We start from the raw sequence: 26,070 nt of genomic DNA, 5'->3' as shown, positions 1-26,070 counted from the left end.
CGGAAATGCCTGCCCTCTGCCGTCGGCTCGTCGGCTGCGGGTACCCTGTCGCCCTCACGTCCCCGGCCATCGCATGACCATCGTCCTGACCCCGTTCGCCCGCACCCGCCTGTTCCCGGCCGACCGGCGCCGCAATGCCATCCAGGACTGTACGCCGCAGGCGTTCGAGCAGCGCCTCAACGCGGAGGCGCCGCTGGCGGTGCTCGACGGCTATGCGCCGTTCTGCCGCCTCCACGTGCATCGCAACTGGACGTCGACCCGGTGCCTGACCGTGCCCATCACCGACGACAACCGCCACCTGCTGCGATCGGGCTACGAAGCGCGCTCGTCCGCGGAACTGCCCGTGCTGGTGCGCTGGTTCGAAGGCGTCGAACCGCCGGTAGCCGAGTACCTGATCGTCATCCTGTACAGCGCCGCACAGCTGGCCAAGGAGAATGCGCCGATCACCGGCGACTGGGGCATCGTCGGTTGCCTGTACACGCAGACGCCGGAAGAGATCCCGATGGCACCCATCACGATGATGCGCAACGCGCTGGGCGTGGAGGAGGGCGGATCCGGCGTGCCGCTGGATGCGGCGGCCTATCGGCGCAGCGTGGCGTTCTGGGAGCGCAACGCCAACTGGCGCCCGTAGCCAGCGCTCGCACAGGCCGCGTCGTCAGTCGAGCATCGCCAGTGCGTGGCGCAGTTGCGCGGCGGGCGTATCGTCCATCGCGATCCGCGCCACGTCAGGCTCTGCCTGCGGCAGTTCCAAGGCGTCGAACTGGCTGTCCAGCAGCGACGGCGGCATGTAGTGGCCCTGCCGCGCCTGCATGCGTGCCGCGACCAGCGCCGGGTCGCCCTGCAGGAACAGGAAGCGCAGCGGCAATCCGGTCGCGCGCAGACGGTCGCGATGGCGCCGACGCAGGCCGGAGAAGGCCAGCACCACGCGTTCGCCGGCTGCCACGCGGCGCTGCAGGTCGGCGGCGATGCGGCGCACCCAGGGCGCGCGCATGCGGTCGGTAAGTGGATGGCCACTGGCCATCCGCGTTTTCGCAGCCAGGCTGTGGAAGTCGTCGGCATCGAGGAAGGTCGCCGGCCATGCGTCGGCCAATGCGCGTGCGAGCGTGGTCTTGCCGCTCCCCGATACGCCCATCACCACGGCCACGCGCGTGCGCTCGTTCATGCCGGCACTTCCACTCGCAGCTGGTACGTGCGGCCGGCTTCGATGTCACGGATGACCGCGCCGTCCTGCCAGACGCCATCCAGCGCCACGCGCGCCTGCGCGAGCCCGGCCACGCGTTCGATCTCCACCTCGAAGGTGGCGCCCCGGAAGCAGCGCGACGCGCGTGCCGACGGCCAGTGCGAGGGCAGCTGCGGTGCGATCCGCAACGCATCGCCGTCGCCGCGCAGGCCGAACAGTTCCTCCACCAGGCAGCGGTACAGCCACGCGGCCGTGCCGGTGTTGAACAACTGGCTGGAACGGCCGGCGGTACGCGGGTGCAGGCGCCTGGCGCCGCGGTAGTAGTTCGGCACGAACACCGGCAGTTGGCCGCGCTGCAGACAATCGTCCGGCGCCGGCGATGGCAGCATCGCGCGCAGCACCTGCCAGGCGCGATCGGCATCCCCCACCTGGTACAGGCTGTAGAGATAGAACGCGGCTGCATGGTTGTAGACCGCGCCGTTCTCGGCGCTGCCGGGGAACTTCTGCGTCACCCGACCCACATCCTCGCGCATGCGCGTGTACGGCGGGTCGTACATGGTCACGCCGTACGGCGACACCAGGTACGCGTCGACTGCGGCCAGCATGCGCGCGCGCTTGTCGTCGTTCGCCGCACCGCTGAGCAGGGCCCAGCTTTGCGGATTGAGGAAGACGCGGCCTTCGCGATCCGCACTGACGCCGAAGGCGACGCCGTCGTCGGTGATGCCACGGCCGTACCAGTCGCCGTCCCACAGGTGGGTGTTCATGGCGGCGTTGCAGGCGTCCGCACCCGCGCGGAACTCCTCGGCGAGCGCATCGTCGCCGCGTCGCGCGCAGATCTCCGCCCATTGCGTCAGCGCATACGCGCTGGCCAGCGTCAGCCAGCCGGAGACACCGTGTCCGCGCCAGCCCACCATGTTCATCGGGTCGCACCAGTCGCCCTGGGCGATGTAGCTCAGCCCGCGCGCGTCGCGTGCCTGCAGCAGCCAGCGCATGGCGCGGCTGATGCGTTCGCCGACCGGGGCGGCATGGCCCTCCCGGTCGGTCACCATGGTGTCGAGCAGGGCGTCGTCGCCGGTCTCGTCCAGATAGGCGCGCAGGCAGACCGGCAGCCACACGGCGTGGTCGGTGTGCGGGATCTGGTTGATGTACTTCAGCTCCGCGCCTTCGGTCAGCAGGATGCCGTCCGGCATCGCACCCGACGGCTCCTGCTGCGACAACGCATGCAGGAACGCCGCCCGCGCCACCTCGGGGCGGAGGAAGGCCATGCCCATGTGGTCCTGCAGGTAGTTGCGTGTCTGCGGGTCCGTCGTCAGACGGTTGACGTCGCCGTGGTAGAACACCTGCCGCGGCAGCCAGTGGTTGGCGAACGCATCCAGCCACGGGTCGGGCGTCTCGATGCGCAGGCAGCCCGCGCCGGCATCGACATGCGCGGCGCAGCCGGCATGGGCGGCGGCGAATCCCTGGGACGAAAGATGCCGCGCGCGCAGCCGGCGGATCTCGTCGTCGTCGCGCGCGGGGGCGAACAGGAAGCGGTATTCCTGGACCTCGTCGTCGTCGAGCGCCATGCGGTACTGCAGCACGGTCGTCGGCATTTCGTAGGCCGCATCGCCACCGCCCAGGCGCTCGCCGCCGACGATGCCGTGCGGCGCATGCAGCCCGCCTTCGCCCTCGAACTGCGCCTGGTTCGCTTCCCAGGCGTCCGGCGTGCGCTCGTGCAGCAGCGCGGTGCGGTCCTTGAAGTCGCGCTGGCGGAAGTAATCCTCGACCTTCTGGTACGGCGCGATGCTGTCGCAGACGATCCCGCCCAGGTCGTCACGATAGCGGCCGGACTGGTTCATCCACGACATGTAGCCGACCGGGAAATACGGATACAGGCTCATCCGTCGTCGTCGCCCCGAGCGGTTGCGCACGCGCACCGTCCACAGCTCGGCCACGTCGTCGACCGGCAGCACCACGCCCATCTCCACCTCGAGGCCATCGCAGCACACCCGCCACGCGACATCCGACAGGCCCACGGAGAACGCGAATGCGTCCGGCGTGCGGCGCACCGGTTCGTGCGGCACGGAGAACAGCGCGCCATCCTCCTCGTCCTTGAGGTAGCAGAAGCGGCCGGGGTGGTGTGCGTAGTACGGCTGTTCCGGCTGCATGAAGGTCTTGGCCTCCAGCGTCGGCGCATGCGCGTACTTGGCCGGCTCCGGCTGCATGAACTGCGCGGTGGCGAAGCCCCGGCAATTGAGTTGCAGCAGCATCTGCCGGTTCCACAGGAACGTCGACGCGGCCGGCATCGCCGTGGGGCTGGTCAGCACGAAGCGGCGACCCTGTTCCTCGAAACCGTAGGGTACGTCCGTCATGCCGACGCCTCCCGTCGCGCATGCAGATCGGCCTGGATGCGCGCCAGCGCGGCGTCATCCAGCGGATAGAACCGCATCACCCACGCCGCCAGCAGGGCGACGCCGCCGGGGATGGCCGTCAGCAGCAGCACGATGCCGAGCCGCGACGCATCCGACTGCGCTTCGTTGGCCACGTAGCCCATCCCCGCCAGGATCCAGGCGATGGTCGCCGAGGCCAGCGCGCCGCCGAGCTTCTGCGAGAACGTCGCCGCGGCGAACGTCATCGCGGTGGCGCGGCGGCCGGTTTTCCATTCGGTGTAGTCGGCGCAGTCGGCGTACATCGAGAACGCGAGCGGCGACTTGGGTCCCAGCATCAGGCCGACCAGCAGGTTGAGAGCGAACATGGTCCAGAGCGATTCCGCGGGAACGAAGAACATCGCGCAGCTCACCACGCCCACGCCGGCCATCAGCCACGCCATCAGGCGGCGCTTGTCCACGTAGCGGGTCATCAGCGGCGTCAGTCCGGCGCCCACGGCCAGCGCCAGCGCGTAGGTGCCGAGGAACAGGCCGGTCAGCTCGGGGCGTCCGAGGTGGTACTTCAGGTAGTACGCGAGCGAACCGCCGCGCATCACGATGGTCACCATGATGATCAGCGCCAGCGCGAACAGCACCATCCACGGCCGGTTGTGCAGCAGGTCCAGCATGTCCTGGCGGACGGCGCTGCGCTGCTGCGGTGGCGGCAGCACGCGCTCGCGCGTTGTCAGGAACACGGTGACGAACGCCGCCGCGGCGACCACGCCGTACAGCGACAGCGTCAGCTGCCAGCCCAGCGCCTCATCGCCGCGTCCCAGCCAGCGCACCAGGTCCGTCGTCAGCCAGTTGACCGCCATGGTGCCGGCGAAGGCGGCGATGAAGCGGAAACTGATCAGCTGCGTGCGTTGCTGGCTGTCGGCGGTGATCACGCCGGAGAGTGCGGAGTACGGAATGCTCAGCACCGTGTAGGCCAGCATCATCAGGGTGAAGGTCGCATAGGCCCATACCAGCTTTCCGCCATCGCCCAGGTCGGGCACGGTCCAGGTCAGCACGCCGGTGAGCGCCAGCGGCAACGCGCCATAGAGCAGGTAGGGACGGAAGCGGCCGAAGCGGCTGCGCGTGCGATCGGCCAGCGCGCCCATCAGCGGGTCGGTGATGGCATCCACCACCTTGGTGACCAGCATCATCGTGCCGACCGCGGCGGCGGCCAGGCCCATCACGTCGGTGTAGAAGATGAGCAGGAACGCCGAGATGTTCGCCCAGTACAGGTTGAAGCCGAAGTCGCCTATCCCGTAGCCGACCTTCTCGCGCAGGCGCGGCGCCGCGGCATCGGTCGTGCGGCTGGCGGCGCGCGCGGTGTCCGCGCTCCCTTCATCGCGTGGCATGTCCACTCCCGGAGTGTTCCGTGGTGCGACGGGCCGCGCGGAGCGCTGGCCGGTGGCGATCGGAACGGCGGCCAAGCTTGCGATGATCGCGCCGGTGAGGCAAGCGCGGAGGCGCGTCTGCGCGGTGGCAGGAGCCGATGCCCGTCACGCAATGAGGAACGGGCGCCCTGGGGCGCCCGTTCCTTTGCGTCGTGACCGCGGAGGCGATCAGTAGCGGTAATGGTCCGGCTTGTACGGGCCTTCGACCGCCACGCCCAGGTAGTCGGCCTGGTCCTTGGTCAGCGTGGTCAGCTTCACGCCGATCTTCTCCAGGTGCAGGCGCGCGACTTCCTCGTCCAGCTGCTTGGGCAGGCGGTAGACGGTCTTTTCGTATACGTCCTTGTTGGCCCACAGGTCGATCTGCGCCAGCGTCTGGTTGGCGAACGAGTTGGACATCACGAAGCTCGGGTGGCCGGTGGCGCAGCCCAGGTTCACCAGGCGGCCTTCGGCCAGCAGGAAGATCGCGTTGCCGTTCGGGAACACGAACTTGTCCACCTGCGGCTTGATGTTGATGCGCGTGGCATCCGAGGCGTACAGCGCGTCCACCTGGATCTCGTTGTCGAAGTGGCCGATGTTGCAGACGATGGCCTGGTCCTTCATCGCCTTCATGTGCTCGAGGGTGATGATGTCCTTGTTGCCGGTCGTGGTGACGTAGATGTCGGCCTGACCCAGGCTGTCCTCGACCGTGTTGACCTCGAAGCCTTCCATCGCCGCCTGCAGCGCGCAGATCGGATCGATCTCGGTGACGATGACGCGGGCGCCGTAGGCGCGCAGCGAATGCGCCGAGCCCTTGCCGACGTCGCCGTAGCCGCAGACCACCGCGACCTTGCCGGCCAGCATCACGTCCATCGCACGCTTCAGGCCGTCGGCCAGCGACTCGCGGCAGCCATACAGGTTGTCGAACTTGGACTTGGTGACCGAGTCGTTGACGTTGATCGCCGGCACCAGCAGCTTGCCCTGTTCGGCGATCTGGTAGAGGCGGTGCACGCCTGTGGTGGTCTCTTCGGACACGCCCTTCCAGTCCTTGACCACGCGGGTCCAGTAACCGGGACGCTCCTTGGCCACGCGCTTCAGCAGGTCCTTGATCACCTGCTCCTCGTGGCTGCCGGCGGCGCTGTTCACCCAGGTGGTGTCGCCCTGTTCCAGCTCGTAGCCCTTGTGGATCAGCAGGGTGACGTCACCGCCGTCGTCCACCACCAGCTCCGGGCCGGTCAGGGTGCCGTCGGGCAGGGTGAAGGTCAGCGCGTCCAGCGTGCAGTCCCAGTACTCTTCCAGCGTCTCGCCCTTCCAGGCGAACACCGGCGTGCCGGTGGCGGCGATCGCGGCGGCGGCGTGGTCCTGGGTCGAGAAGATGTTGCACGAGGCCCAGCGGACGTCGGCGCCAATGTCCTTCAGCGTCTCGATCAGCACCGCGGTCTGGATGGTCATGTGCAGCGAGCCGGTCACGCGCACGCCCTTCAGCGGCTTGGCGGCGGCGTGCTTGCGGCGGATCGACATCAGGCCCGGCATCTCGTGCTCGGCGATGTCCAGTTCCTTGCGGCCCCAATCGGCCAGCGAGATGTCGGCGACCTTGTAGTCGCCTTCGGTCGAAAACTTGCGTACTGCGTTCATGGCTCTTGCTCCGGTCTGTGCGATCAGGGTCGCAGGGTATCCGGGCGCCGTTGCAGGTTCATTCCACCGAGCCTGGCCGGACTATGTGGAAAGTCTGCACAGGGATGTGCAGGCTTTTGCGGAAGGATCCGCACATGTCACGGTCGCAGCGCCCCTCGGCGAAGGGCGCCCATTATATCGCTTGTTCCGGATGAAACGATGACGCCGCCGTTCACGTGATCGGGTAGGCTTCGGATTGCTGCCTTGCAGCAGACCAATCGTCCCGAACGACCATACCAATCACGGCCAGCCACGAAAGACGGGAACCCCGCCGCGCGCATGAACAGCCCCCGCAGCCTCGAATTTGCTCCGCCCGATGTCCCCCTCCGTGAAGACGTGCGCCGGCTCGGTGCCCTGGTCGGCGACATGCTCGCCGAACAGGTCTCGCCGGCCTTCCTGGCCGAGGTGGAGCGTGTGCGCACCACTGCCATCGCACGCCGGCAGGCCGGCGATCCGCCGCAGTCGCTGGCCGGCCTGCTGGAGGGCCAGGCCCCGGCGCAGGCCGAATCGCTGATCCGCGCCTTCAGCACCTACTTCCAGGTGGTCAACATCGCCGAACGCGTGCACCGCATCCGCCGCCGACGCGAGTACCAGCGTGCCGGCAGCACTCGCCCGCAGCCGGACGGCCTGCACGACACGCTGTCCAAGCTGAAGGCGCAGGGCGTGACGTTGCAGGAACTCGCGCAGTGGCTGCCGCGCATCGACGTGGAACCGGTGTTCACCGCGCATCCAACCGAAGCCGTGCGCCGTGCGTTGCTGGAGAAAGAGCAGCTGATGGTGGCCAGCCTGATCAATGGGCTGGACGGCACGCGCACGCCGGGCGAACTGGCCACCGACACCGCCCGCTTCCGCATGGCGCTGACGTCGGCCTGGCAGACGGCCGATTCGTCGCCGGTGCGCCCGGGCGTGGAGGACGAGCGCGAACACGTCGGCTTCTACCTGATCGAAGTGCTCTACCGCGTCATCCCGGTGCTGTACGAAACGCTGGAAAGCGCGATCACCGACGTCTACGGTCCCGCGCCGGAGGTCACCACGCACCTGCCGCGCGTGCTGCGCTTCGGCACCTGGGTCGGCGGCGACATGGACGGCAATCCGAATGTGGATGCGCGCACGGTCAGCGCCACCCTGGACGCCCAGCGCCGCGCCATCCTCACGCGCTACCTGAAGGAACTGCGCCAGCTGACCACGTTGCTCAGCCAGTCCAGCGCCATCATCGGCGTGTCGCCCGAGGTCACCGCGCGCGTGGAGGCCTACCGCGCGCTGATGCCGGACGCGGCGAAGAAGTCGCGTCCGCGCCACGGCGACATGCCGTACCGCCTGCTCAACGACCTGATGCGCGCGCGGCTGCAGGCCACACTGGACGATCGCCCCGAGGGCTACGGCTCACCCGCGGAACTGGCGGCCGACATCGACCTGATCCTGCACAGCCTGGAAGCCAACCGCGGCCTGCATGCCGGCTGGTTCGCCGTGCGCCGGCTGGCGTGGCGCGTGCGCACGTTCGGCTTCCATCTCGCGCGGCTGGACGTGCGCCAGGAGTCCAGCGTGCATGCGCGCGCCGTCGCGGCGGCACTGGAAGATGCGGACTGGGAACACCGCGATGCAGTCGAACGCGCGGCGCTGCTGGGGCCGTATGCCAGCGGAGACGCGATGCTGCCCGCCAGCAGCGAAGAGGGCAACGACCGGCTCGATGCCGTGTTCCGCGCGCTGGCCGATGCGCGCACGCGCCACGGCACCGATGCGCTCGGCACCTACATCATCAGCATGGCGCACAGCCGCGCCGACGTGCTTACCGTACTGGCGCTGGCGCGGCGCGGTGGCCTGGTCGACGACGCCGGCCAGGTGCCGCTCGACATCGCGCCGCTGTTCGAAACCATCGATGACCTTGGCCATGGCACGGACGTGCTGCGCGATCTGCTCGCCGATCCGGTCTACCGCGCTCACCTGGCCGCGCGCGACAACGTGCAGATGGTGATGCTCGGCTACTCCGACAGCGGCAAGGACGGCGGTATCGCCGCCTCGCGCTGGGGGCTGCAGCGCGCGCAGGTGGAGCTGGTCGATGCCGCGCAGGACCTGGGCATCAAGCTGACGTTCTTCCATGGCCGCGGCGGCTCCATCATCCGCGGTGGCGGCAAGACCTCGCGCGCGCTGGAAGCGGCGCCGCGCGGCAGCGTCGACGGACGCCTGCGCGTGACCGAGCAGGGCGAGGTGATCCACCGCAAGTACGGCATCCGTGCGCTGGCGCTGCGCTCGCTGGAGCAGTCGGTCGGCGCGGTGCTGCTGTCTAGCCTGCGGCCGCGCCCGCCGGAGCCGCGCGAGGCGCGCTGGCGCGAGATCATGGCGCGGGTGGCCGAGGAAAGTTCGCAGGCGTACCGCGCCTTCGTGCAGTCGCCGCGCTTCATGGACTATTTCCGCAGCGCCACGCCGATCGACGTGATCGAACGGATGACGCTGGGCTCGCGGCCCTCGCGGCGCCTGGGACAGGACGCCGCCCTCGGCAACCTGCGGGCGATCCCGTGGGTCTTCGCCTGGAGCCAGGCGCGCGCGGTGATTCCCGGCTGGTACGGCGTGGGCACCGGCCTGCAGGCGGCGGTGGACGCGTATGGCGAAGATGCGCTGGCGGAAATGGCCCGCGACTGGCCGTTCTTCAAGACCTTCCTCGACGACGTCTCGATGGTGCTGGCCAAGGGCGACCTGAGCATCGCCGAGATGTACTCGAAGATGTCCGGTACGTTGCATGACGAGTTCTTCCCGCAGGTACAGCGGGAGCACGCCACCGTGGTGCGCTGGGTGCTGGCGCTCAACGGCAACGAATGGCTGCTGCAGCACGACCAGCGCCTCGCGCTGTCGATCCGCCTGCGCAATCCCTACATCGACCCGATCAGCGTGATGCAGGCCGACCTGCTGAAGCGCTGGCGCGACAGCGACCGCGAGGACGACACGCTGCTGCATGCCCTGGTCGCCAGCATTAACGGCGTGTCGCAGGGTGTGCAGAACACCGGGTGAAGGCAGAGAGTGTGATGTGGGTGCGATGTAAGTCGCGATGAAGCGTTACCGGTGTTCCATCGCGACTTACATCGCTCCCACATCGACATCATGCCGCTGCGGTCCCCCAGCTCCGGATGACGCTGGTACGCAAAGTCCCATATCGCCGGTTTCGCAACCCGACCGTCGTTCGCGCGCGTTCAAGGCCGGTCGCGAGCCACGAGCATCAAGCGCATGTCGAAGGGGATGCGGGACACCGAGGGATCGAGCCAGGTTTGGGGTGGGAGCGACGTAAGTCGCGATGAAGCATTACACATGTTCCATCGCGACTTACGTCGCTCCCACATGCATTCCCACTACCTGCCGTCGCTTACCCGTCCAGCTCCGACCAGCGCTGATAGGCGTGGTCCAGTTCGGCCTGCTTGGCCGCAAGTTCGTCGTTGGCGCGCTGCAGGTCCGCAGGGGACTGCTGGTAGTAGGCCGGATCGTTCATCGCGGCGGTGCGCTTGGCGACCTCGCCTTCCAGCGCTTCGATGCGCGAGGGCAGCAGTTCCAGCTCGCGCGCTTCCTTGAAGCCGAGCTTGCGCTTGGCGGCGGCGGGTTCGGGCTGGTGCGACAGCGTCGGCTTGGCAGGCGTGGCGGAGGTTGCGGCAGGCGTGCGCCGCTGGCGCAGCCAATCGGAGTAACCGCCCACGTAGTCGCCCAGCCGGCCCTCGCCTTCCAGCACCAGCGTACTGGTGACCACGTTGTCGAGGAAGTCGCGGTCATGGCTGACCAGCAGCAGCGTGCCCTTGTAGTCCAGCAGCAGCTCTTCCAACAGTTCCAGCGTTTCCACGTCCAGGTCGTTGGTGGGTTCGTCCATCACCAGCAGGTTGGACGGCTGCGCGAACAGCTTGGCCAGCAGCAGCCGGTTGCGCTCGCCGCCGGACAGGCGGGTGATCGGCGCGCGGGCGCGCTCGGGCGAGAACAGGAAGTCCTGCAGGTAGCCGATCACATGCTTGCGGCTGCCGTTGATCTCGACGAAATCGCTGCCCTCGGCGACGTTCTCCAGCGTGGTGCGGGTGTCGTCCAGCTGGCTGCGGTGCTGGTCGAAGTAGGCGATCTGCAGGCCGGTGCCCAGTTTCACCTCGCCCTGCTGCGGGGCCAGTTCGCCCAGCAGGATCTTCAGCAGTGTCGACTTGCCGGCGCCGTTGGGACCGACGATGCCGACGCGGTCGCCACGCATGATCGTCGCCGACACGTCGTCGAGCAGAACGCGGCCGTCGTAGGCCTGGGTGATGTGGGTGGCCTCGATGACTTTCTTGCCCGACGACTGCGCCGCTGCGGCTTCCATCCGCACGTTGCCGGACAGGTCGCGGCGCTGCGCCCGCTCGCGGCGCATCGCCTTCAGCGCGGTCACGCGGCCTTCGTTGCGGGTGCGGCGGGCCTTGATGCCTTGGCGGATCCAGACCTCTTCCTGCGCCAGCAGCTTGTCGAAGCGCGCGTTCTCCTGCGCCTCGGCGTGCAGGCGCTCTTCGCGGCGACGCAGGTAGTTGTCGTAGTCGCCGGGCCAGCTGGTCAGCTGGCCGCGGTCGATCTCGAGGATGCGCGTGGCCAGCGAGCGCAGGAAGCTGCGGTCGTGGGTGACGAACACGATGCTGCCACCGAAGGACTTGAGGAAGCCTTCCAGCCAGGCGATCGCCTCGATGTCGAGATGGTTGGTCGGCTCGTCCAGCAGCAGGATGCCGGGATTGCGCACCAGCGCCTGCGCCAGCAGCACGCGGCGCTTCATGCCGCCGGACAGCGCGGCGAAGTCGGTCTCTTCCGGCAGCTCCAGGCGCGTCAGCACCTGCTGCACGCGCAGGTCCAGGTCCCAGCCGTGCTGGGCTTCGATCTGCGCTTGGGCTTCGCCCATCGCGTCCATGTCGCCGTCGTGCAGCGCGTGGTGGTAACGCGCCAGCAGCTGGCCCAGGTCGCCCAGGCCCTGGGCGACCACGTCGAACACGGTGCCCTGCGTGTCCTGCGGCACTTCCTGCGCCATGCGTGCGACCACCACGCCGTTCTGCACGCGGATCTCGCCGTCGTCCGGCTTCAGTTCGCCTGCCATCAGCCGCATCAGGGTGGATTTGCCCATGCCGTTGCGGCCGACGATGCAGACGCGCTCGCCGGCTTCGATGGACAGGTCGACGTGTTCGAGGAGAAGCGGCCCGCCGACGCTGAAGTCGACCCGCTGGAATTGCATCAATGACATGCGCGCATTGTAGCCGGCGCGCGCCGGTCGCAGCGGCCGATCAGGCGTTTTCCGCCGCCAGGCTGCCGAGCTCGGCGTGTCGCCGTTCCATTTCCTCGCGCAACTGACGGCGCAGGCGCGCGGCGGCGAAGCGGCGGATCTCGTCCGGCGTGGACGGTTCCAGCGGCGGGACCGGGGTGGTCCGACCCTCGTCGTCCACCGCCACCATGGTGAAGAAGCAGCTGTTGGCGTGGCGCACGCTCTGCTTGCGGATGTCCTCGGCCACCACCTTGATGCCGATTTCCATCGACGAGGTGCCGGTGTGGTTGACCGAGGCCAGGAAGGTCACCAGTTCGCCCACGTTGATGGCCTGGCGGAACATCACCTGGTCCACCGACAGGGTGACCACGTACTTGCCGGCATAGCGGCTGCCGCAGGCGTAGGCCACCTGGTCGAGCAGCTTGAGGATGGCGCCGCCGTGGACCTTGCCGGAAAAGTTGGCCATGTCCGGCGTCATCAGCACGGTCATGGTGAGCTGGTGGCTTTTCAGGGTGTCCATGGCATGCGTCCGCGGGGAACTGGCGGGCAGGCTAACCGATCCCGGTGCGGGCCGTGCAGCCCTTGCTTGGAAAAGGAAACGGGCCGCTTTCGCGGCCCGTTCCTGAAGGCACTGGACCCCTGCTTTCGCAGGGGTGACGGCCCGGCAAGGGCGCCTGCGCTTACGCAGGCGCGCCGGGTCGTCACTTGATCTTGGCGTCCTTGCGCAGCGCGTCGGCGCGGTCGGTCTTCTCCCACGAGAAGGCGGTCGCGGTGTGCTTCTTGCCGGCGCCGTCGGTGTAGCTGATCTCCTTCGGCTTGCGGCCGAAGTGGCCGTAGCTGGCGGTCGGCTGGTAGATCGGGTGCTCCAGGTCCAGCATCCTGGTGATGCCGTACGGGCGCAGGTCGAAGTGCTTGCGGATCAGCTTCTCGATCAGGTCGTCGCCGACCTTGCCGGTGCCGAAGGTGGTGACCGAGATCGAGGTCGGCTCGGCCACGCCGATGGCGTAGGAGACCTGCACCTCGCACTTGTCGGCCAGGCCGGCGGCCACGATGTTCTTGGCCACATAGCGCGCGGCGTAGGCGGCCGAGCGGTCGACCTTCGACGGATCCTTGCCCGAGAACGCGCCGCCGCCGTGGCGGGCCATGCCGCCGTAGCTGTCGACGATGATCTTGCGGCCGGTCAGGCCGCAGTCGCCCACCGGGCCGCCGATGACGAACTTGCCGGTCGGGTTGATGTGCACCTTGTTCTTCGGCAGCGCATCCAGCCACTTCTTCGGCAGCACCGGCACCAGGATCTCGGCGCGCACGGCCTCGATCAGGTCCTTCTGCTTGATGTCCGGATCGTGCTGGGTCGACAGCACGACAGCGTCGAGGCCGAGGATGCTGTTGCCGTCGTAGCGCAGGGTGACCTGCGACTTGGCGTCCGGGCGCAGCCACTTCAGCTTGCCCTTCTTGCGCACCTTGGCCTGCTGCTCGACCAGGCGGTGGCTGTAGTACAGCGGGGCCGGCATGAATTCCGGCGCCTCGTTGCAGGCGTAGCCGAACATCAAGCCCTGGTCGCCGGCGCCCTGTTCTTCCGGCTTCTTGCGGTCCACGCCCTGGTTGATGTCGGGCGACTGCTTGCCCAGCATGTTGATGATGGCGCAGGTGTGGCCGTCGAAGCCGACGTCCGAATTGTCGTAGCCGATGTCGTTGATGACCTTGCGCGCCAGCGACTCGATGTCGACCCACGCGGTGGTGGTGACTTCGCCGGCCACGATGGCCGCACCCGTCTTCACCAACGTCTCGCAGGCCACGCGTGCGCGCTTGTCCTGGGCCAGGATCGCGTCCAGCACAGCATCGGAAATCTGGTCGGCGATCTTGTCCGGATGGCCTTCGGAGACCGATTCGGAGGTGAACAGGTAGCTGGACATCGGGCTTATATCCTTTAATTCGGATGAAAAGATGGGCGCGCATGATACACGCCGCAGAGGGTGCGTGCATTCTGCGTCGTTCAGGGTCGCCGCGGGTTAAGCGCGGGTCACGGCCTGCTGTCACCGGATTGCCAGAAAACGGCAACCGGGCTGTCGCCGGACGCGCGCAGGCTGCGCGGCGAAACCCCGCCGCCGGCCCCTGCCATGCACCCGCTGGAACGCCAGATCGCCGAACGCTATCCCCACTGGTTCCGTGGCCGTCGTGCCCGGCTGACCCAGCCGCTGCTGCGCACGCTGGGGCGCTGGTCGAAGCTCGACCAGGCCTATGCCTTCCTCGCCGACCACGGTCACCTGCAAGGGCTGGCCTTCGTCGACGCGGCCATCGACCACCTCAACCTGCGCCCGACGGTCGAGCCCGAAGGCGAGCGCCGCATTCCTGCGCAGGGCCGCTTGCTGATCGTCGCCAACCATCCGTCCGGTGCGCTCGATGCCCTGGCGTTGCTGCAACTCGTCGGCCGCGTGCGCCGCGACGTGCGGATCGTGGCGAACGATTTCCTGATGGGCATCGCGCCGCTGGCGGAACTGCTGCTGCCGGTGCGCATCCTGGGCGGCGCGCCGGGCGCCGACAGCGTGCGCGCCGTCGAGCGGGCGCTCGAGGCCGAGCAGTGCGTCATCGTATTCCCGGCCGGCGAGGTGTCGCGGCTGGGGCCGCGTGGCGTGCGCGATACGCGCTGGCGCCGCGGTTTCCTGCGCTTCGCGCGGGCGACCGGAGCACCCGTGCTGCCGATCCGCGTGCAGGCGCGCAACTCCCCGCTGTTCTACGGCGCCTCGGCGCTGTTCAAGCCGGCCGGCACCGCGCTGCTGGCGCGCGAGATGTTCCGCCGCAGCCAGCGGCGCTTGCAGTTGCATGTCGGCCACGTGCTGCGCGTGGATGCGGAAGAAGCCGCCGCCACCGTGATCGAGCGGGTGCGTTCGGCGCTGTACGCCCTCGGACGGCCCGCGAAGGCGGCGTCACCGGAACCGGCCGACACGGCCGAACCGCTGGTGGGCGCGCTGGCGCCGGACCTGCTGGCCGCCTGCATCGACACGCTCGACGTGCTGGGCGAGACCACCGACGGCAAGCGCATCTGCGTGGGAAGGCTGGCGGGCGGCTCGCCGCTGCTGCGCGAGATCGGCCGCCTGCGCGAGCTGACGTTCCGTGCGGTGGGCGAGGGCACCGGCAAGCGGATGGATGTGGATGCCTTCGACACCTGGTACGAGCACATCGTGCTGTGGGACGCGGCGCAGCGGAAGATCGCCGGCGCCTACCGCATCGCCCGTGGCGCGCCGGTGCTGGCCGCGCAGGGGCTGAAGGGGCTCTATACCGCGTCGCTGTTCGATTACGCCGACGATGCGCTGCCGCGGCTGGCCGCGGGCATGGAACTGGGGCGCAGCTTCGTGGTGCCCGACTACTGGGGCAGCCGCAGCATCGACTACCTGTGGCAGGGCATCGGCGCCTACCTGCGCCGGCATCCGCGCGTGCGCTACCTGTTCGGCGCGGTGTCCATGAGCGCCGCGCTGCCGCTGGATGCGCGCGAGCAGATCGTCGCGTACTACGCGCACTACTACGGCGATCCGAGCGGCGAAGCGCGGTCGCGCCATCCGTTCCGCTACACCGCGACGCCGCCGTGCTTCGATGCGCTGGATGCCGAGACCGCCTTCCGCGTGCTGAAGACCAACCTCGATACGTTGGGGGCGACCGTGCCGATGCTCTACAAGCAGTACACCGACCTGTGCGAACCCGGCGGCGCGCGCTTCCTCGCCTTCGGCGTGGATCCGGATTTCAGCGATTCCCTCGATGGCCTGATCGAAGTGGACCTGCACCGTATCCGGCCGCGAAAGCGGGAGCGTTACCTCGGCGATGCGTGGCGCCCCGTGGAGGCGGCGGCATGAACCCGCGGACCGTGCCCACTGCGATGCGGCGCGCGGTCTTCGTCTCCGACGTCCATCTGGGTTCCAAACACTGCCACGCGGCCGAGTTCGCCGATTTCCTGGCCGGCCTGCAGTGCAAACGGCTTTACCTGGTCGGCGACATCGTCGATCTGTGGTGGATGGCGCAGCGTCGTGCTTCCTGGGACGCCGCCCACAACCGCGTGGTGGAAGCCTTGCATGCGCTGGTGCGCAACGGCACCGAACTGATCTACGTCCCCGGCAACCACGACCGTCCGATCCGTCGCTTCTGCGGCCTGATGCTGCCGGCGATGCAGGTGCGCCGACGCGCCATCCACACCACACTGGATGGTCGCCGCCTGCTGGTGACGCACGGCGACGATTACGACGGCGTCACACACTTCGGCGGCCTGCAGGAAAAGTTCGGCGACTGGCTGTACTACCGCATCCTCACCGGCAACCGCCTGACCAACCGGCTGCGCCGCCGCCTCGGCCTGCGCTACTGGTCGCTGGCCGAATACCTCAAACGGCAGAGCGACGCCGCCGAGCGCTACATCGGCCGCTTCGTTCAGGCCGGCCTGGACGATGCGCGTCGCCGCGGCTTGACGGCATCGTCTGCGGGCATATCCACCGCGCCTCGCTGCTGCAGCGCGATGGCCTGCTGTACGCGAACGACGGCGACTGGGTCGAGAGCCTGACCGCGCTCAGCGAGGAGGCCGATGGCACGCTGTGCCTGCTGTCGCACACTGGCAAGGTGCTGGGCGAAGTGGCGCCCAGGCTGCGACTGGTGGCGCAGGACACGCCACGCGCCGCGTGAGGAAACGCACGTCCGGCTGCTAGGATCGGCGCATGGATTCCCTCAGCCAGATCGTTCTCGGCGGCGCCGTCGCCGCCATCATCGCCCCCGCCGCGCATCGCCGCGCCGCCTTGCTGGCGGGTGCCGCCCTCGGCACGTTGCCGGATCTCGACAGCCTGCCCATCGCGTTGTTCTCCGACAATCCGGTCACGCTGATGACCGTGCACCGCAGCTTCAGCCATTCGCTGTTCGTGTTGCCGCTGGTGGGCTGGCTGGTCTGGTGGCTGTTCAAGCGCTTCGGCAACGGGCGCGTCGCGGCCTCGCCGGTGCGGTGGTTCTGGGCGATCCAGCTGGCGCTGGTCACGCATCCGCTGCTGGACGCCTTCACCGTCTACGGCACGCAGCTGTGGTGGCCGCTGGCGCCGCCGCCGACGATGTGGTCGAGCATGTTCATCATCGACCCGCTCTACACGATATGGCTGCTGGTCGCGTGCATCGCCGCATGGTGCCTGCACCAGCGCGTGGCCGCGCAGCGTGCGCTGGCGGTCGGACTGGTGCTGAGCTGTGCCTACCTCGGCTGGTCGCTGCTGGCCAAGTCGATGGTGGACCGCGAGGCCGAGCGGACGCTCGCGTCGATGGGACTGGGCGATGCGCCGTATTTCTCCGTGCCGATGCCGTTCAACACCTTGCTGTGGCGCGTGGTGGCGATGACGCCGTCGGGCTATGTCGAAGCCGAGCGGTCGGTGCTGGTCGACGACGGACCCCTGCATTTCCGCGGCTATCCGTCCAACGTGCAGGCGCTGCGCGAAGCGGCGGACGTGCCGGCCGTGCAGCGGCTGGGCTGGTTCAACCGCGGCTTCATGCGCGCCCAGGTGCAGGAGGGGCAACTGGTGCTGTCCGACCTGCGCATGGGCATGGAGCCCGACTACAACTTCCGCTTCAACGTGGCCGAGCAGCGCGACGGACGCTGGCAGGCCATCGCACCGGTGCAGCAACCCTGGTCCATGCCCCTCGCAGGTTGGGACGGCGTGCGCACCCTGCTGGCGGCGATGTGGCAGCGCATCCGCCACCCCTCCACGGAACCGATACGCGCCGCGCTGGGGCCGGGCAGTGCGCCCGCCGCACCGGCGCAGGACGCGCCGGCCGCACCGTAGCTCAGTAGACCGTCGCCCGCGCCTGCACGAAGGCGTAGAAGAACACCGCGTCCGGATCGTTCTGCACATCGCGCATCTCGTTGCGCATGCCGTCCACCACGTCCTGGGGTACGCGCCCGGAGTCGACCATCGAGTCGGCGGCCGACAGCAGCAGTTCCTCCCAGAACGCGATCATGTCCTTACGCCGTGCCGGCTCGCGGTTGTCGAAGTGCACGGTCTTGATCTCCGTCACCACATCGCGGTAGCCACCGGCCAGCAGCAGGTTGCCCAGCTTGGCGCCGATGAACGGATCGCCGCCGCTGTCGTACTGGAAGTCGTTGAACGCCATCCAGTAGCGCCAGGTGTTAGGCGAGTACGGGTGCAGCAGGAACGAGGAGTTCATCACCTCGGTGATGTAGATCGGCGAACCGGGCGCCAGCACGCGACGGACCTCGCTGAGCACGCGGGCCGGATTCGGCACATGCTCCAGGATCCAGCACAGGAAGGCGGCATCGAATTCGCGGGCGCCGTACGGCAGCCGGCTCGCGTCGGCTTCCTGCAGCGCATAGCGGTCGCGACACCACGGCATCTGTGCCAGGTTGTGGCGTGCGGCGTCGAGCTGCGCGGTGTTGAGGTCCACGCAGGTGGCATGGAGGTCGGGGAAGCGGCGCAGCAGGATCTCGGTCTGCGCCCCGACGCCACTGCCGACTTCCAACAGGCGGCGCACGCCGGTGTAGTCGATGCGGTTGAAGATGGTGCTTTCCAGTAAGCGGGCCTGCTTCATCAGCCGCGCCTGCTCCACCGGGGAGAATCCGTGCACGTAGACGGCATTGGTGTCGGTCATGGAAGACTCCGGAAAATGAGCGGTCAGGCCGCCGTCGCCAGCGATTCGCCGGCGACGAGGGCATCGAAGTAGTCGCGCGTCAGGCGTACCTGCTCGTCGGCGCTTTCCGCGCGGTTCACCACCGCACGGAAGGCGAGGTTCTCCGGCCGGTCCTTGGCGTACCAGCCCAGATGCTTGCGGGCGATGCGCACGCCCTGCGGTTCCCCGTAGAAATCATGCAGGGCATGCAGGTGGCCGAGCAGGAGGTCGCGGACTTCTGGCAGCGACGGCGGCGGCAGGTGTTCGCCGGTGGCGAGGAAATGCGCGATCTCGCGGAAGATCCAGGGCCGTCCCTGTGCGGCGCGGCCGATCATCACCGCGTCCGCGCCGGTCTTCGCCAGCACGTAGGCGGCCTTCTCCGGCGAATCGATGTCGCCGTTGGCTACCACCGGGATGCGCAGCGCGGCCTTGATGGCGGCGATGGTGTCGTACTCGGCGGTCCCGGTGTAATGCTGGTCGCGCGTGCGGCCGTGCACGGCCAGCGAGGCGATGCCGCTTTCCTGCGCGATGCGTGCGATCATCGGACCATTGCGATGGTCGCAGTCCCAGCCGGTGCGGATCTTCAGCGTGACCGGTACGTCCACTGCTTTCACCACCGCCTCCAGGATGCGGCCCACCAGCGCTTCGTCCCGCATCAGCGCCGAGCCGGCCCAGGCGTTGCACACCTTCTTGGCTGGGCAGCCCATGTTGATGTCGATGATCTGCGCGCCGTGGTCGGCGTTGTAGCGCGCGGCATGCGCCAGCTGCTCCGGCTCGGTACCGGCGATCTGCACGCTGACCGGGCTGGGCTCGCCCTCGTGGTCCATGCGGTGCAGCGACTTGGCGGTGTGCCAGAAGCGCGGGTCGCTGATCGTCATTTCCGACACCGCCAGGCCCGCGCCCAGCCGCTTGCACAGCAGGCGGAACGGCTTGTCGGTGACGCCGGCCATGGGGGCCAGCATCACCGGCGGGTCGATGCGGTAGGGTCCGATCTGCATGGCGGCATTATCCGCCGCCCGCCCGGCGCGGGAAACCGTCAGGCCTGCTCGCCGTGGCGGGCGATCAGCTCCGCGAGCGTCGGCATGGCCAGTGCCGCGCCGGCGCGTTCGGTCGACAGGGCGGCATAGCGGTTGGCGAAGCGCACGTGGTCGGCAAAGGCCGGCGCCGTGGTCCCGGCCAGCGAGGCGGCTAGCGCCCCATTGAAGGCATCGCCCGCGCCGGTGGTGTCGACGACGGTGGCCGCCTCGGCCGCCACGCGGTAGTGCGGTCGCGGGTCGCCGCGAAGCGCGTCCTCCGGATGCGAGACGTAAACGCCGGTGGCGCCCAGCGTCACCACGACCGTGCCGTGCGGGAGCAGTTGCCGGCAATGCTGGTGCAGGGTCACGCCGTCGAGCGTGGCGACGTCGTCGGCGGTGATGCGTTCGCCCAGATGGCGGGCGAGCAGCGCGGCGAACTCGGTTTCGTTGGGCGTGATGAGGTCGGCGAGCGCCAGCAGTTCGGTCGTCGTCGCGGCGTTGGCCGGGGCAGGATTCAGCACCGTCACCGCGCCCTGCTGACGTGCGGCCTGCAGCGAGGTCAGCACCGTGTCCAAGGGCGATTCCAGCTGCACCAGCACCACCCCGGCAGCGGCCAGCACGTCCGCCTGTGCGTCGATGAAGCCGGTCGACAGCGCGGCGTTGGCACCGGCGCCGATCACGATGGTGTTGCGCCCGTGCGCATCCACATAGATGCCGGCCGTGCCCGTCGGTTCCTCGCTGGCCTGCGCGCGCAGGTCCAGTCCATCGACGCTGGCCAGGTCGCGGGCCAGGCGACCGCCGGCATCGTCGCCGAGGGCGCAGACGAAGGTGGTGGCCGCGCCCGCGCGCACCGCGGCGATCGCCTGGTTGAATCCCTTGCCGCCCGCGCCGCTGGCGTAGCGGCCGGCGATGGTGGCGCCGGCCACGGGCAGGGTATCGCAGCGCCAGACGTGATCGACGTTGAAGGAGCCCACGACGACGACGCGGGACAGGGTGGGGGAAGGCGTGTTCATGCGGTGATACCTGAGGTCCGTACCGCGGCAACGCCGCGGTCACGGGAGGGGAACGTAGACAGAAAGAGCGGAGCGGCCGCCGGCCGCCCTGCCCCGATCAGCCGAAGTGCGACAGCACGCCGGCGATGGTGGCCGTCATCAGCGTGGCGATGGTGCCGCCCAGCACGGCACGCAGCCCGAAGCGCGCGAGGTCCGAACGCCGCTCCGGCGCCAGCCCGCCGATGCCGCCGATCTGGATCGCGATCGAACTGAAGTTGGCGAAGCCGCACAGCGCGTAGGTGGCGATCAGCTTGCCTTCTTCCGACAGCGTCACGCCGGGAACCTTGCCGTTCACGATATCGGCCAGCTGCAGATAGGCGACGAACTCGTTGATGACCACCTTCTGGCCGATCAGCGAGGCGACCGTGGTCGCGTCCTGCCAAGGCACGCCGATCACCCAGGCGATGGGCGCCAGCAGGTAGCCGAAGATCGTGGCCAGGTCGGTCGGCTTGCCGATCGCGGCGGCCAGCCCGGTCGCTTCGCCGAACCAGGTCAGCGGCCAGTTCAGCAGCGCGATCAGGGCGATGAAGGCCAGCAGCATCGCGCCGATGTTCAGCGCCAGCCGCAGGCCGTCGCCCGCACCCGCAGCGGCCGCATCGATGATGTTGCTGGAGGTCTTCTCGACTTCCATCTTCACCGTGCCACGGGTTAGCGGCGTGCCGGTTTCCGGGATCAGCAGCTTGGCCACCACCAGCGTGGCCGGCGCCGCCATGATGCTGGCCGCCAGCAGGTGCTTGGCGTAGAAAGCCTGCTGTTCGGCGTCGCCGCCACCCAGCATGCCGACATACGCGGCCAGCACGCCGCCGGCGATGTGGGCCATGCCACCGATCATCATGGTGATCAGCTCGGACTCGGTCATCTTGGGAATGTACGGACGTACCGTCAGCGGGGCCTCGGTCTGGCCGATGAAGACGCTGGCGCAGACGCTGGTGGTCTCCGCGCCGGACACCTTCATCACCTTGGTGATGGCCAGGGCCATGATCCGCACGATGAACTGCATCACGCCCAGGTGGTAAAGCACGCCCATCAGCGCGGCGAAGAAGATGATGGTGGGCAGCACCTGGAACGCGAAGATGAAACCGTAGGTCTCGGTGTTCATCAGGCTGCCGAAGATGAAGCTGGAGCCGGCGTTGACGAAGCTCAGGATCTTGACGAAGCCATGGCCGAGGGCGTCGAACACTTCCCGTCCGCCCGGCACCAGCAGGACCAGCGCCGCGAAGGCGATCTGCAGGGTGATGCCGGTGGCGACCAGCTTCCAGTCGATCGCCCGACGGTTGTTGGAGAACAGCCAGACGATGCCGATCAGCACCGCCAGACCGAACAGGCCGAAGCCGATCCGCCCCAAGACTTCCAGCATGTATTCCCCCAGTCCTGCGTGTTGTTCTGACCGCGCAGTCTAGCAGCGCGCCGGCTCGGCCAGTCCGTTCAGGCAATCCCGTGCCAGGCCACCCAGATCGCCAGGGCCAGGAACACCACGGCGGCCAGGGTCCGGGCCAGCGTCAGCGGCAGTCGGTCGGCGAAGCGATGGCCCAGCCAGACCACCGGCAGGTTGGCCAGCAGCATGCCGACGGTGGTGCCGGCGATCACCTGCCACAGCGGCGTGTACTTGGTGGCCAGCAGAACGGTGGCGACCTGGGTCTTGTCGCCGATCTCGGCCAGAAAGAAGGCGAGGGTGGTGGCGATGAAGGCGCCGTGGGCGGGCAGCTTTTCGTTTTCGTCCAGCGTGTCCGGCTTCAGGGTCCACAGCGCCACGGCCAGGAAGCTGGCGGCCACCAGCCAGCGCAGCACCTCGGGCGAAAGCCATTCGGTCAGTTCGGCGCCGAGCCACGCGGAGAGGGCGTGGTTCACCACGGTCGCGGCCAGGATGCCCCAGGCGATCGGCCACGGCTTGCGGTAGCGCGCGGCCAGCAGCAGGGCCAGCAGTTGGGTCTTGTCGCCGATCTCGGCCAGGGTGACGGTGCCGGTGGACACCAGCAGGGCGTGCAGCGATTGCATCAACAACTCCGGGGCCAGGCATTCGCGTCAGGCGCGAAGGCAAACGACGCACTGCCCGGCCCGGGTAAGCACGACGCCTGCCTTCGGTCTTGCCCGGCGAAGCGGATCGCTTCGTCCCGCGCACCATGGTCGGCGGACCAAGTGTGTTGACGCGCGGAACCCGTCAGGACGGGTGGGCTACTCCCCGGAGGAGGAAAGTGCGCGCATTGTAAGGATGTGTGCCGCGGAGGGGCGAAGCCATTCTCATTTGACCGCCCGTCCGGGCAGGATGCGGAGGTGTTGACTCGCAAATAAGAATCATTATCATCAATGACGTTCCTTCTCCGGAGCCCCACCCATGATCTCGAACGTCACTGCATTGCCCCTGGCCGACACGTCGGCGCTGCGCGAGCGCCTCTCCCTGCCGTCCATCGCTCCCCGCGACCAGGACGCCCTGGACAGCGAGAGTCTGCTGAAGGGCCAGCGCGAAGTGCTGATCCGCCACGGCGACCGCCTCTACCGCCTGCGTCACACCAGCAACGACAAGCTGATCCTCACCAAGTAACCGCCACCCCGTCGTCACGTACCGCCGACGGCATCGACCCTCTCCACCGGGCGCCAGCCAAGGATTCTCCGGCCGCCAGCCTTCCGGGTTTTCCATACCCCACAGGAATGCTGTACGCCATGATGCGTCCCACGCTGCTCACTGCGGCCGTGTGGCTGGCCCTTGCCGGTCATGCCCATGCCGAAACACCCGCCGACACCTCCGCCTCGTCGCCTGCCGATGCGAAGGAATTCGACCGCATCCAGGTCACCGCCACCCGCACCGAGCGCGCCATGGTGGACGTGCCCAACACCGTCAGCGTCATCGATCGCCAGCAACTGAACGACCGGCTGGTCCGCGACATCAAGGACCTGGTCCGTTACGAACCCGGCGTCACGGTGACGTCGAGCTTCGGCCGCTTCGGCCTGGGCGGCTTCCGCATCCGCGGGCTGGAGGCGAACCGCGTGCGGATCCAGACCGACGGCATTGCCGTGTCGGATGCGTTCTCGATCGGCAGCTTCTCGAACGCGAACCGGAATTTCATCGACCTGGACACGCTCAAGCGCGTCGAGATCGTCCGCGGTCCGTCCAGTTCGCTGTACGGATCGGATGCGCTGGGTGGCGTGGTGTCCTTCATCACCAAGGATCCTTCCGACTATCTGGAAGAAGGCAAAAACGCCTACTTCGGCTTGCGCCTGGGCTACGACAGTCGCTGGGACGGCCTGCTCGGCGGCGCGACGGCGGCCTTCGGCGGCGAACGCTGGAGCGGCCTGGTCAACGTCAGCCACCGCCAGGGCGAGGAAACCGGAAACCAGGGCAGCGTCGGCGGTACCGGCAGTGCCCGCACGCAGCCCAACCCGCAAGAACGCGATGGTCGCAGCCTGTTGGGCAAGCTGGTGTTCGCGCCGGACCCCCACCAGCAGTTCACCCTAACGGTCGAGGGCAACGAGGACGCGACCGATACCGACCTGCTGACACAGCGCGGCCTGCAGCCGCTGACGGGCGCCACCCACAACTCGGTGACCGCACGCGACCACCAGACGCGTGCGCGGGTGGCGTTCTCGCACGAATGGAACGGGGTGGAATCCGTCTTCGCGGACAGCCTGGACTGGCAGGTCTACCGCCAAGACAGCGAGACCACCCAGTACACGCGCGAGGAACGCACGCTGCCCGCGCCCACGCTGCGCGACGTCCGCGAGCGCGAGTTCGATTTCGATCAGCGGACGTACGGCCTACAGGCCAATTTCCATAGAGGGTTCGGAGACGACGTGCGGCACGAACTGGCCTACGGCATCGACCTGTCGCGTGCCGAAACGCGGCAGAAGCGCGATGGCCTGCGCACGTTCCCGCTGACCGGCGTCGGCACGCCGGTGATGTTGCCGGATGTGTTCCCGGTGCGCGATTTCCCGGTCAGCACGACCACCACGGCTGCGCTGTACGTGCAGGACGAAATCAGCTTCGCCGAAGGTGGATTCCGCCTGGTGCCCGGCTTGCGTGTGGACCACTACCGGCTGGATCCCGAACAGGATGCGATCTTCGCCGGCGACAACCCGGGCGTGGTGCTGGCCGACATCCGCGAAACCAGCGTCTCGCCGAAGCTGGGCATGGTGTGGAAGTTCGGCGCGGACTGGTCGCTGTTCGGCGGCTACGCGCGCGGCTTCCGCTCGCCGCCGTACAACGACGTCAACATCGGTTTCACCAACGTGCAGTTCGGTTACACCGCCATCGCCAATCCCGACCTCAAGCCGGAAACCAGCGACGGGCTGGAGTTCGGCGTGCGCTACGCCGGCGATGCCGTGCATGCCAGCCTGTCCGGCTACTACAACCGCTACGACGGCTTCATCGAGTCGATGCGCTTCATCGGCGTCAACGACGACGGCCTGATGGTGTACCAGTCGCAGAACGTCGCCGAAGCGCAGATCCAAGGCGTCGAGTTGAAGGCCGGTGCCGACCTTGGCGCATGGGCGCCGTCGCTCGCAGGATGGTCCCTGCGTGGCGCGGCGGCATGGTCGCGCGGCAGGAACCGCGTGGACCACGTGCCGCTGGACAGCGTGGATCCGCTCACCGCGACCTTGGGCCTGGCCTACGATGCCGAGGCGTGGGGCGCGGAACTGGCGGGAAGGTTCGTGGACCGCAAGGACCGCGTGTCCGCCGACACGTACTACCGGCAGCCGGGCTACGGCGTGCTCGACCTCTACGCACACTGGACCTTCGCGCCCGGCGCCACGGTGAACGTCGGCGTGCTGAACCTGGCCGACAAGACGTACATCGATGCCGGCGACATCGCGCTGGTCGCCGCCGCCAGCACCACGCTGGACCGCTACACCTCGCCCGGCCGCGCGCTGTCGGCCAGCCTGTCGGTGAGCTGGTAGCGCCATGGCGACGCTGCGCGCGCTGCCCGGCACCCTCACCGGCGTACCAGAAGAGGGCTTTCCGGCCGCCGCCCAGCTGGCGGCCCTGGGTCCGGTGCTGTGCCTGTACCGAGCGCAGCAGGGCAGTGAGCTGGCTGGGTGGCAGCAGGCGGTGCGGGTGGAAGTCCACACCGGCGTCGACAGCGATGGACTGGACGAGCGACTCCTGTTCTTCGACGCGCAGGGCCGTTGTTGCTGGCGGCTGTGCCTGTTGCCGGACAGCGACTTCGTGGCATGGGACCGCCTGGTGGCGTCGTTGCCGACCGGCGGAGGCGATGAGGCCGCCGGTCTTGCCGATCGCCTGTGGCAACGGCTTGCCGGCCTCCTGGTCGGCGGCCAGTGGCGCGCGTGCGCCCTGCAACTGCATGCGGTACCGCGGCCGGCGGCAATGCCCGTGCTCGCCGCCAGCCTGTCGCTGATGTCGCCGCTGGGCGTCGCCACCGCGCGACGCATCGCGCATGCGGAAGGCGCCGACCTGGAAACCGGCATGCACGACAGCGGCTGCGAGTACGCCGCTGCGTTCACTGCCATCCCCTTTGAACACACCCACGCGACGGCCGACAACGTCGTGCCGCTGATCAGACTCAAGTAAA

The 26,070-nt window shown here is 68.4% G+C and carries 19 protein-coding genes, 1 pseudogene and 1 riboswitch; of the genes and pseudogenes, 8 read left to right on the top strand and 12 right to left on the bottom strand.

Annotated features, from left to right (window positions below; all coding sequences use genetic code 11):
- Positions 1-73: 73 nt before the first annotated feature.
- Positions 74-631, top strand: coding sequence for a DUF3228 family protein (locus ASD77_RS02185; protein ID WP_055936684.1), 558 nt, complete (start codon positions 74-76; stop codon positions 629-631).
- 24 nt (positions 632-655) lie between these two features.
- Here the strand turns inward: ASD77_RS02185 and ASD77_RS02180 are convergent, their stop codons facing one another.
- From ASD77_RS02180 to ahcY, 4 genes are all read right to left on the bottom strand, one after another.
- Positions 656-1,162, bottom strand: a complete 507-nt coding sequence (locus ASD77_RS02180) for a gluconokinase, GntK/IdnK-type (protein ID WP_082563077.1) — start codon at positions 1,160-1,162, stop codon at positions 656-658.
- Complete coding sequence (locus ASD77_RS02175) at positions 1,159-3,531, bottom strand: glycosyl hydrolase family 65 protein (protein WP_055936682.1); 2,373 nt, start codon at positions 3,529-3,531, stop codon at positions 1,159-1,161. The genes ASD77_RS02180 and ASD77_RS02175 overlap by 4 nt, the downstream gene beginning before the upstream one ends.
- Complete coding sequence (locus ASD77_RS02170) at positions 3,528-4,928, bottom strand: MFS transporter (RefSeq protein ID WP_055936679.1); 1,401 nt, start codon at positions 4,926-4,928, stop codon at positions 3,528-3,530. The genes ASD77_RS02175 and ASD77_RS02170 overlap by 4 nt, the downstream gene beginning before the upstream one ends.
- 207 nt (positions 4,929-5,135) lie before the next feature.
- Complete coding sequence (gene ahcY / locus ASD77_RS02165; protein WP_055936676.1) at positions 5,136-6,578, bottom strand: adenosylhomocysteinase; 1,443 nt, start codon at positions 6,576-6,578, stop codon at positions 5,136-5,138.
- A gap of 35 nt (positions 6,579-6,613) precedes the next feature.
- A riboswitch (S-adenosyl-L-homocysteine riboswitch) is annotated at positions 6,614-6,741 on the bottom strand.
- A gap of 155 nt (positions 6,742-6,896) precedes the next feature.
- Between ahcY and ppc the strand changes: the two genes are divergently transcribed.
- Positions 6,897-9,620, top strand: a complete 2,724-nt coding sequence (gene ppc, locus ASD77_RS02160; RefSeq protein ID WP_055936673.1) for a phosphoenolpyruvate carboxylase — start codon at positions 6,897-6,899, stop codon at positions 9,618-9,620.
- A 349-nt stretch (positions 9,621-9,969) separates the two neighbouring features.
- Here ppc and ASD77_RS02155 read toward each other — a convergent pair whose 3' ends face one another.
- From ASD77_RS02155 to metK, 3 genes are all read right to left on the bottom strand, one after another.
- Positions 9,970-11,829, bottom strand: coding sequence for an ATP-binding cassette domain-containing protein (locus tag ASD77_RS02155; RefSeq protein ID WP_055936670.1), 1,860 nt, complete (start codon positions 11,827-11,829; stop codon positions 9,970-9,972).
- A gap of 40 nt (positions 11,830-11,869) precedes the next feature.
- Positions 11,870-12,367 carry an acyl-CoA thioesterase gene (locus tag ASD77_RS02150; protein WP_055936664.1) on the bottom strand — a complete coding sequence of 166 codons (498 nt, stop codon included), beginning with the start codon at positions 12,365-12,367 and terminating at the stop codon, positions 11,870-11,872.
- A 181-nt stretch (positions 12,368-12,548) separates the two neighbouring features.
- A complete protein-coding gene (metK, locus tag ASD77_RS02145) occupies positions 12,549-13,760 on the bottom strand; it encodes a methionine adenosyltransferase (RefSeq protein ID WP_055936661.1) in 1,212 nt (403 codons plus the stop codon).
- Between the two features lie 204 nt (positions 13,761-13,964).
- On the opposite strand from metK, the gene ASD77_RS02140 reads away from it, so the two are divergent.
- The 3 genes and pseudogenes from ASD77_RS02140 to ASD77_RS02130 all read left to right on the top strand — a co-directional run bounded on the left by ASD77_RS02140 (position 13,965) and on the right by ASD77_RS02130 (position 17,639).
- Positions 13,965-15,692, top strand: a complete 1,728-nt coding sequence (locus ASD77_RS02140) for a GNAT family N-acyltransferase (RefSeq protein ID WP_200947348.1) — start codon at positions 13,965-13,967, stop codon at positions 15,690-15,692.
- Positions 15,689-16,506, top strand: a pseudogene (locus ASD77_RS02135) (UDP-2,3-diacylglucosamine diphosphatase). Before ASD77_RS02140 ends, ASD77_RS02135 begins: the two are co-directional and overlap by 4 nt.
- Positions 16,507-16,538: 32 nt before the next feature.
- Positions 16,539-17,639: a metal-dependent hydrolase gene (locus tag ASD77_RS02130; RefSeq protein ID WP_055936658.1), complete on the top strand. Its 1,101-nt coding sequence runs from the start codon at positions 16,539-16,541 to the stop codon at positions 17,637-17,639.
- Between the two features lies 1 nt (position 17,640).
- Here the strand turns inward: ASD77_RS02130 and ASD77_RS02125 are convergent, their stop codons facing one another.
- The 5 genes from ASD77_RS02125 to ASD77_RS02105 form a co-directional block, all read right to left on the bottom strand.
- A complete protein-coding gene (locus ASD77_RS02125) occupies positions 17,641-18,462 on the bottom strand; it encodes a class I SAM-dependent methyltransferase (RefSeq protein WP_055936655.1) in 822 nt (273 codons plus the stop codon).
- 23 nt (positions 18,463-18,485) lie between these two features.
- Entirely contained in the window at positions 18,486-19,478 is a 993-nt protein-coding gene (dusB, locus tag ASD77_RS02120; RefSeq protein WP_055936653.1) for a tRNA dihydrouridine synthase DusB, read from the bottom strand.
- 38 nt (positions 19,479-19,516) lie between these two features.
- Positions 19,517-20,488: a ribokinase gene (locus tag ASD77_RS02115; protein WP_055940885.1), complete on the bottom strand. Its 972-nt coding sequence runs from the start codon at positions 20,486-20,488 to the stop codon at positions 19,517-19,519.
- 118 nt (positions 20,489-20,606) lie between these two features.
- Positions 20,607-21,905: a nucleoside transporter C-terminal domain-containing protein gene (locus tag ASD77_RS02110; protein WP_055936652.1), complete on the bottom strand. Its 1,299-nt coding sequence runs from the start codon at positions 21,903-21,905 to the stop codon at positions 20,607-20,609.
- A 68-nt stretch (positions 21,906-21,973) separates the two neighbouring features.
- Complete coding sequence (locus tag ASD77_RS02105) at positions 21,974-22,543, bottom strand: TMEM165/GDT1 family protein (protein WP_235578450.1); 570 nt, start codon at positions 22,541-22,543, stop codon at positions 21,974-21,976.
- Positions 22,544-22,880: 337 nt separating this feature from the next.
- Between ASD77_RS02105 and ASD77_RS02100 the strand changes: the two genes are divergently transcribed.
- The 3 genes from ASD77_RS02100 to ASD77_RS02090 all read left to right on the top strand — a co-directional run bounded on the left by ASD77_RS02100 (position 22,881) and on the right by ASD77_RS02090 (position 26,069).
- The gene (locus tag ASD77_RS02100) at positions 22,881-23,087 is read left to right on the top strand and encodes a hemin uptake protein HemP (protein WP_055936650.1); all 207 of its coding nucleotides are present in this window, start codon (positions 22,881-22,883) and stop codon (positions 23,085-23,087) included.
- A 119-nt stretch (positions 23,088-23,206) separates the two neighbouring features.
- Positions 23,207-25,438 carry a TonB-dependent hemoglobin/transferrin/lactoferrin family receptor gene (locus ASD77_RS02095; protein WP_055940880.1) on the top strand — a complete coding sequence of 744 codons (2,232 nt, stop codon included), beginning with the start codon at positions 23,207-23,209 and terminating at the stop codon, positions 25,436-25,438.
- A 4-nt stretch (positions 25,439-25,442) separates the two neighbouring features.
- Positions 25,443-26,069, top strand: coding sequence for a hypothetical protein (locus ASD77_RS02090; protein ID WP_055936647.1), 627 nt, complete (start codon positions 25,443-25,445; stop codon positions 26,067-26,069).
- Position 26,070 lies beyond the last annotated feature (1 nt).

Source organism: Pseudoxanthomonas sp. Root65, from assembly GCF_001427635.1.
Classification (GTDB): domain Bacteria; phylum Pseudomonadota; class Gammaproteobacteria; order Xanthomonadales; family Xanthomonadaceae; genus Pseudoxanthomonas_A.
The sequence above is the reverse complement of the archived record's forward strand: the minus strand, read 5'-3'. Positions and strand labels throughout refer to the sequence as shown.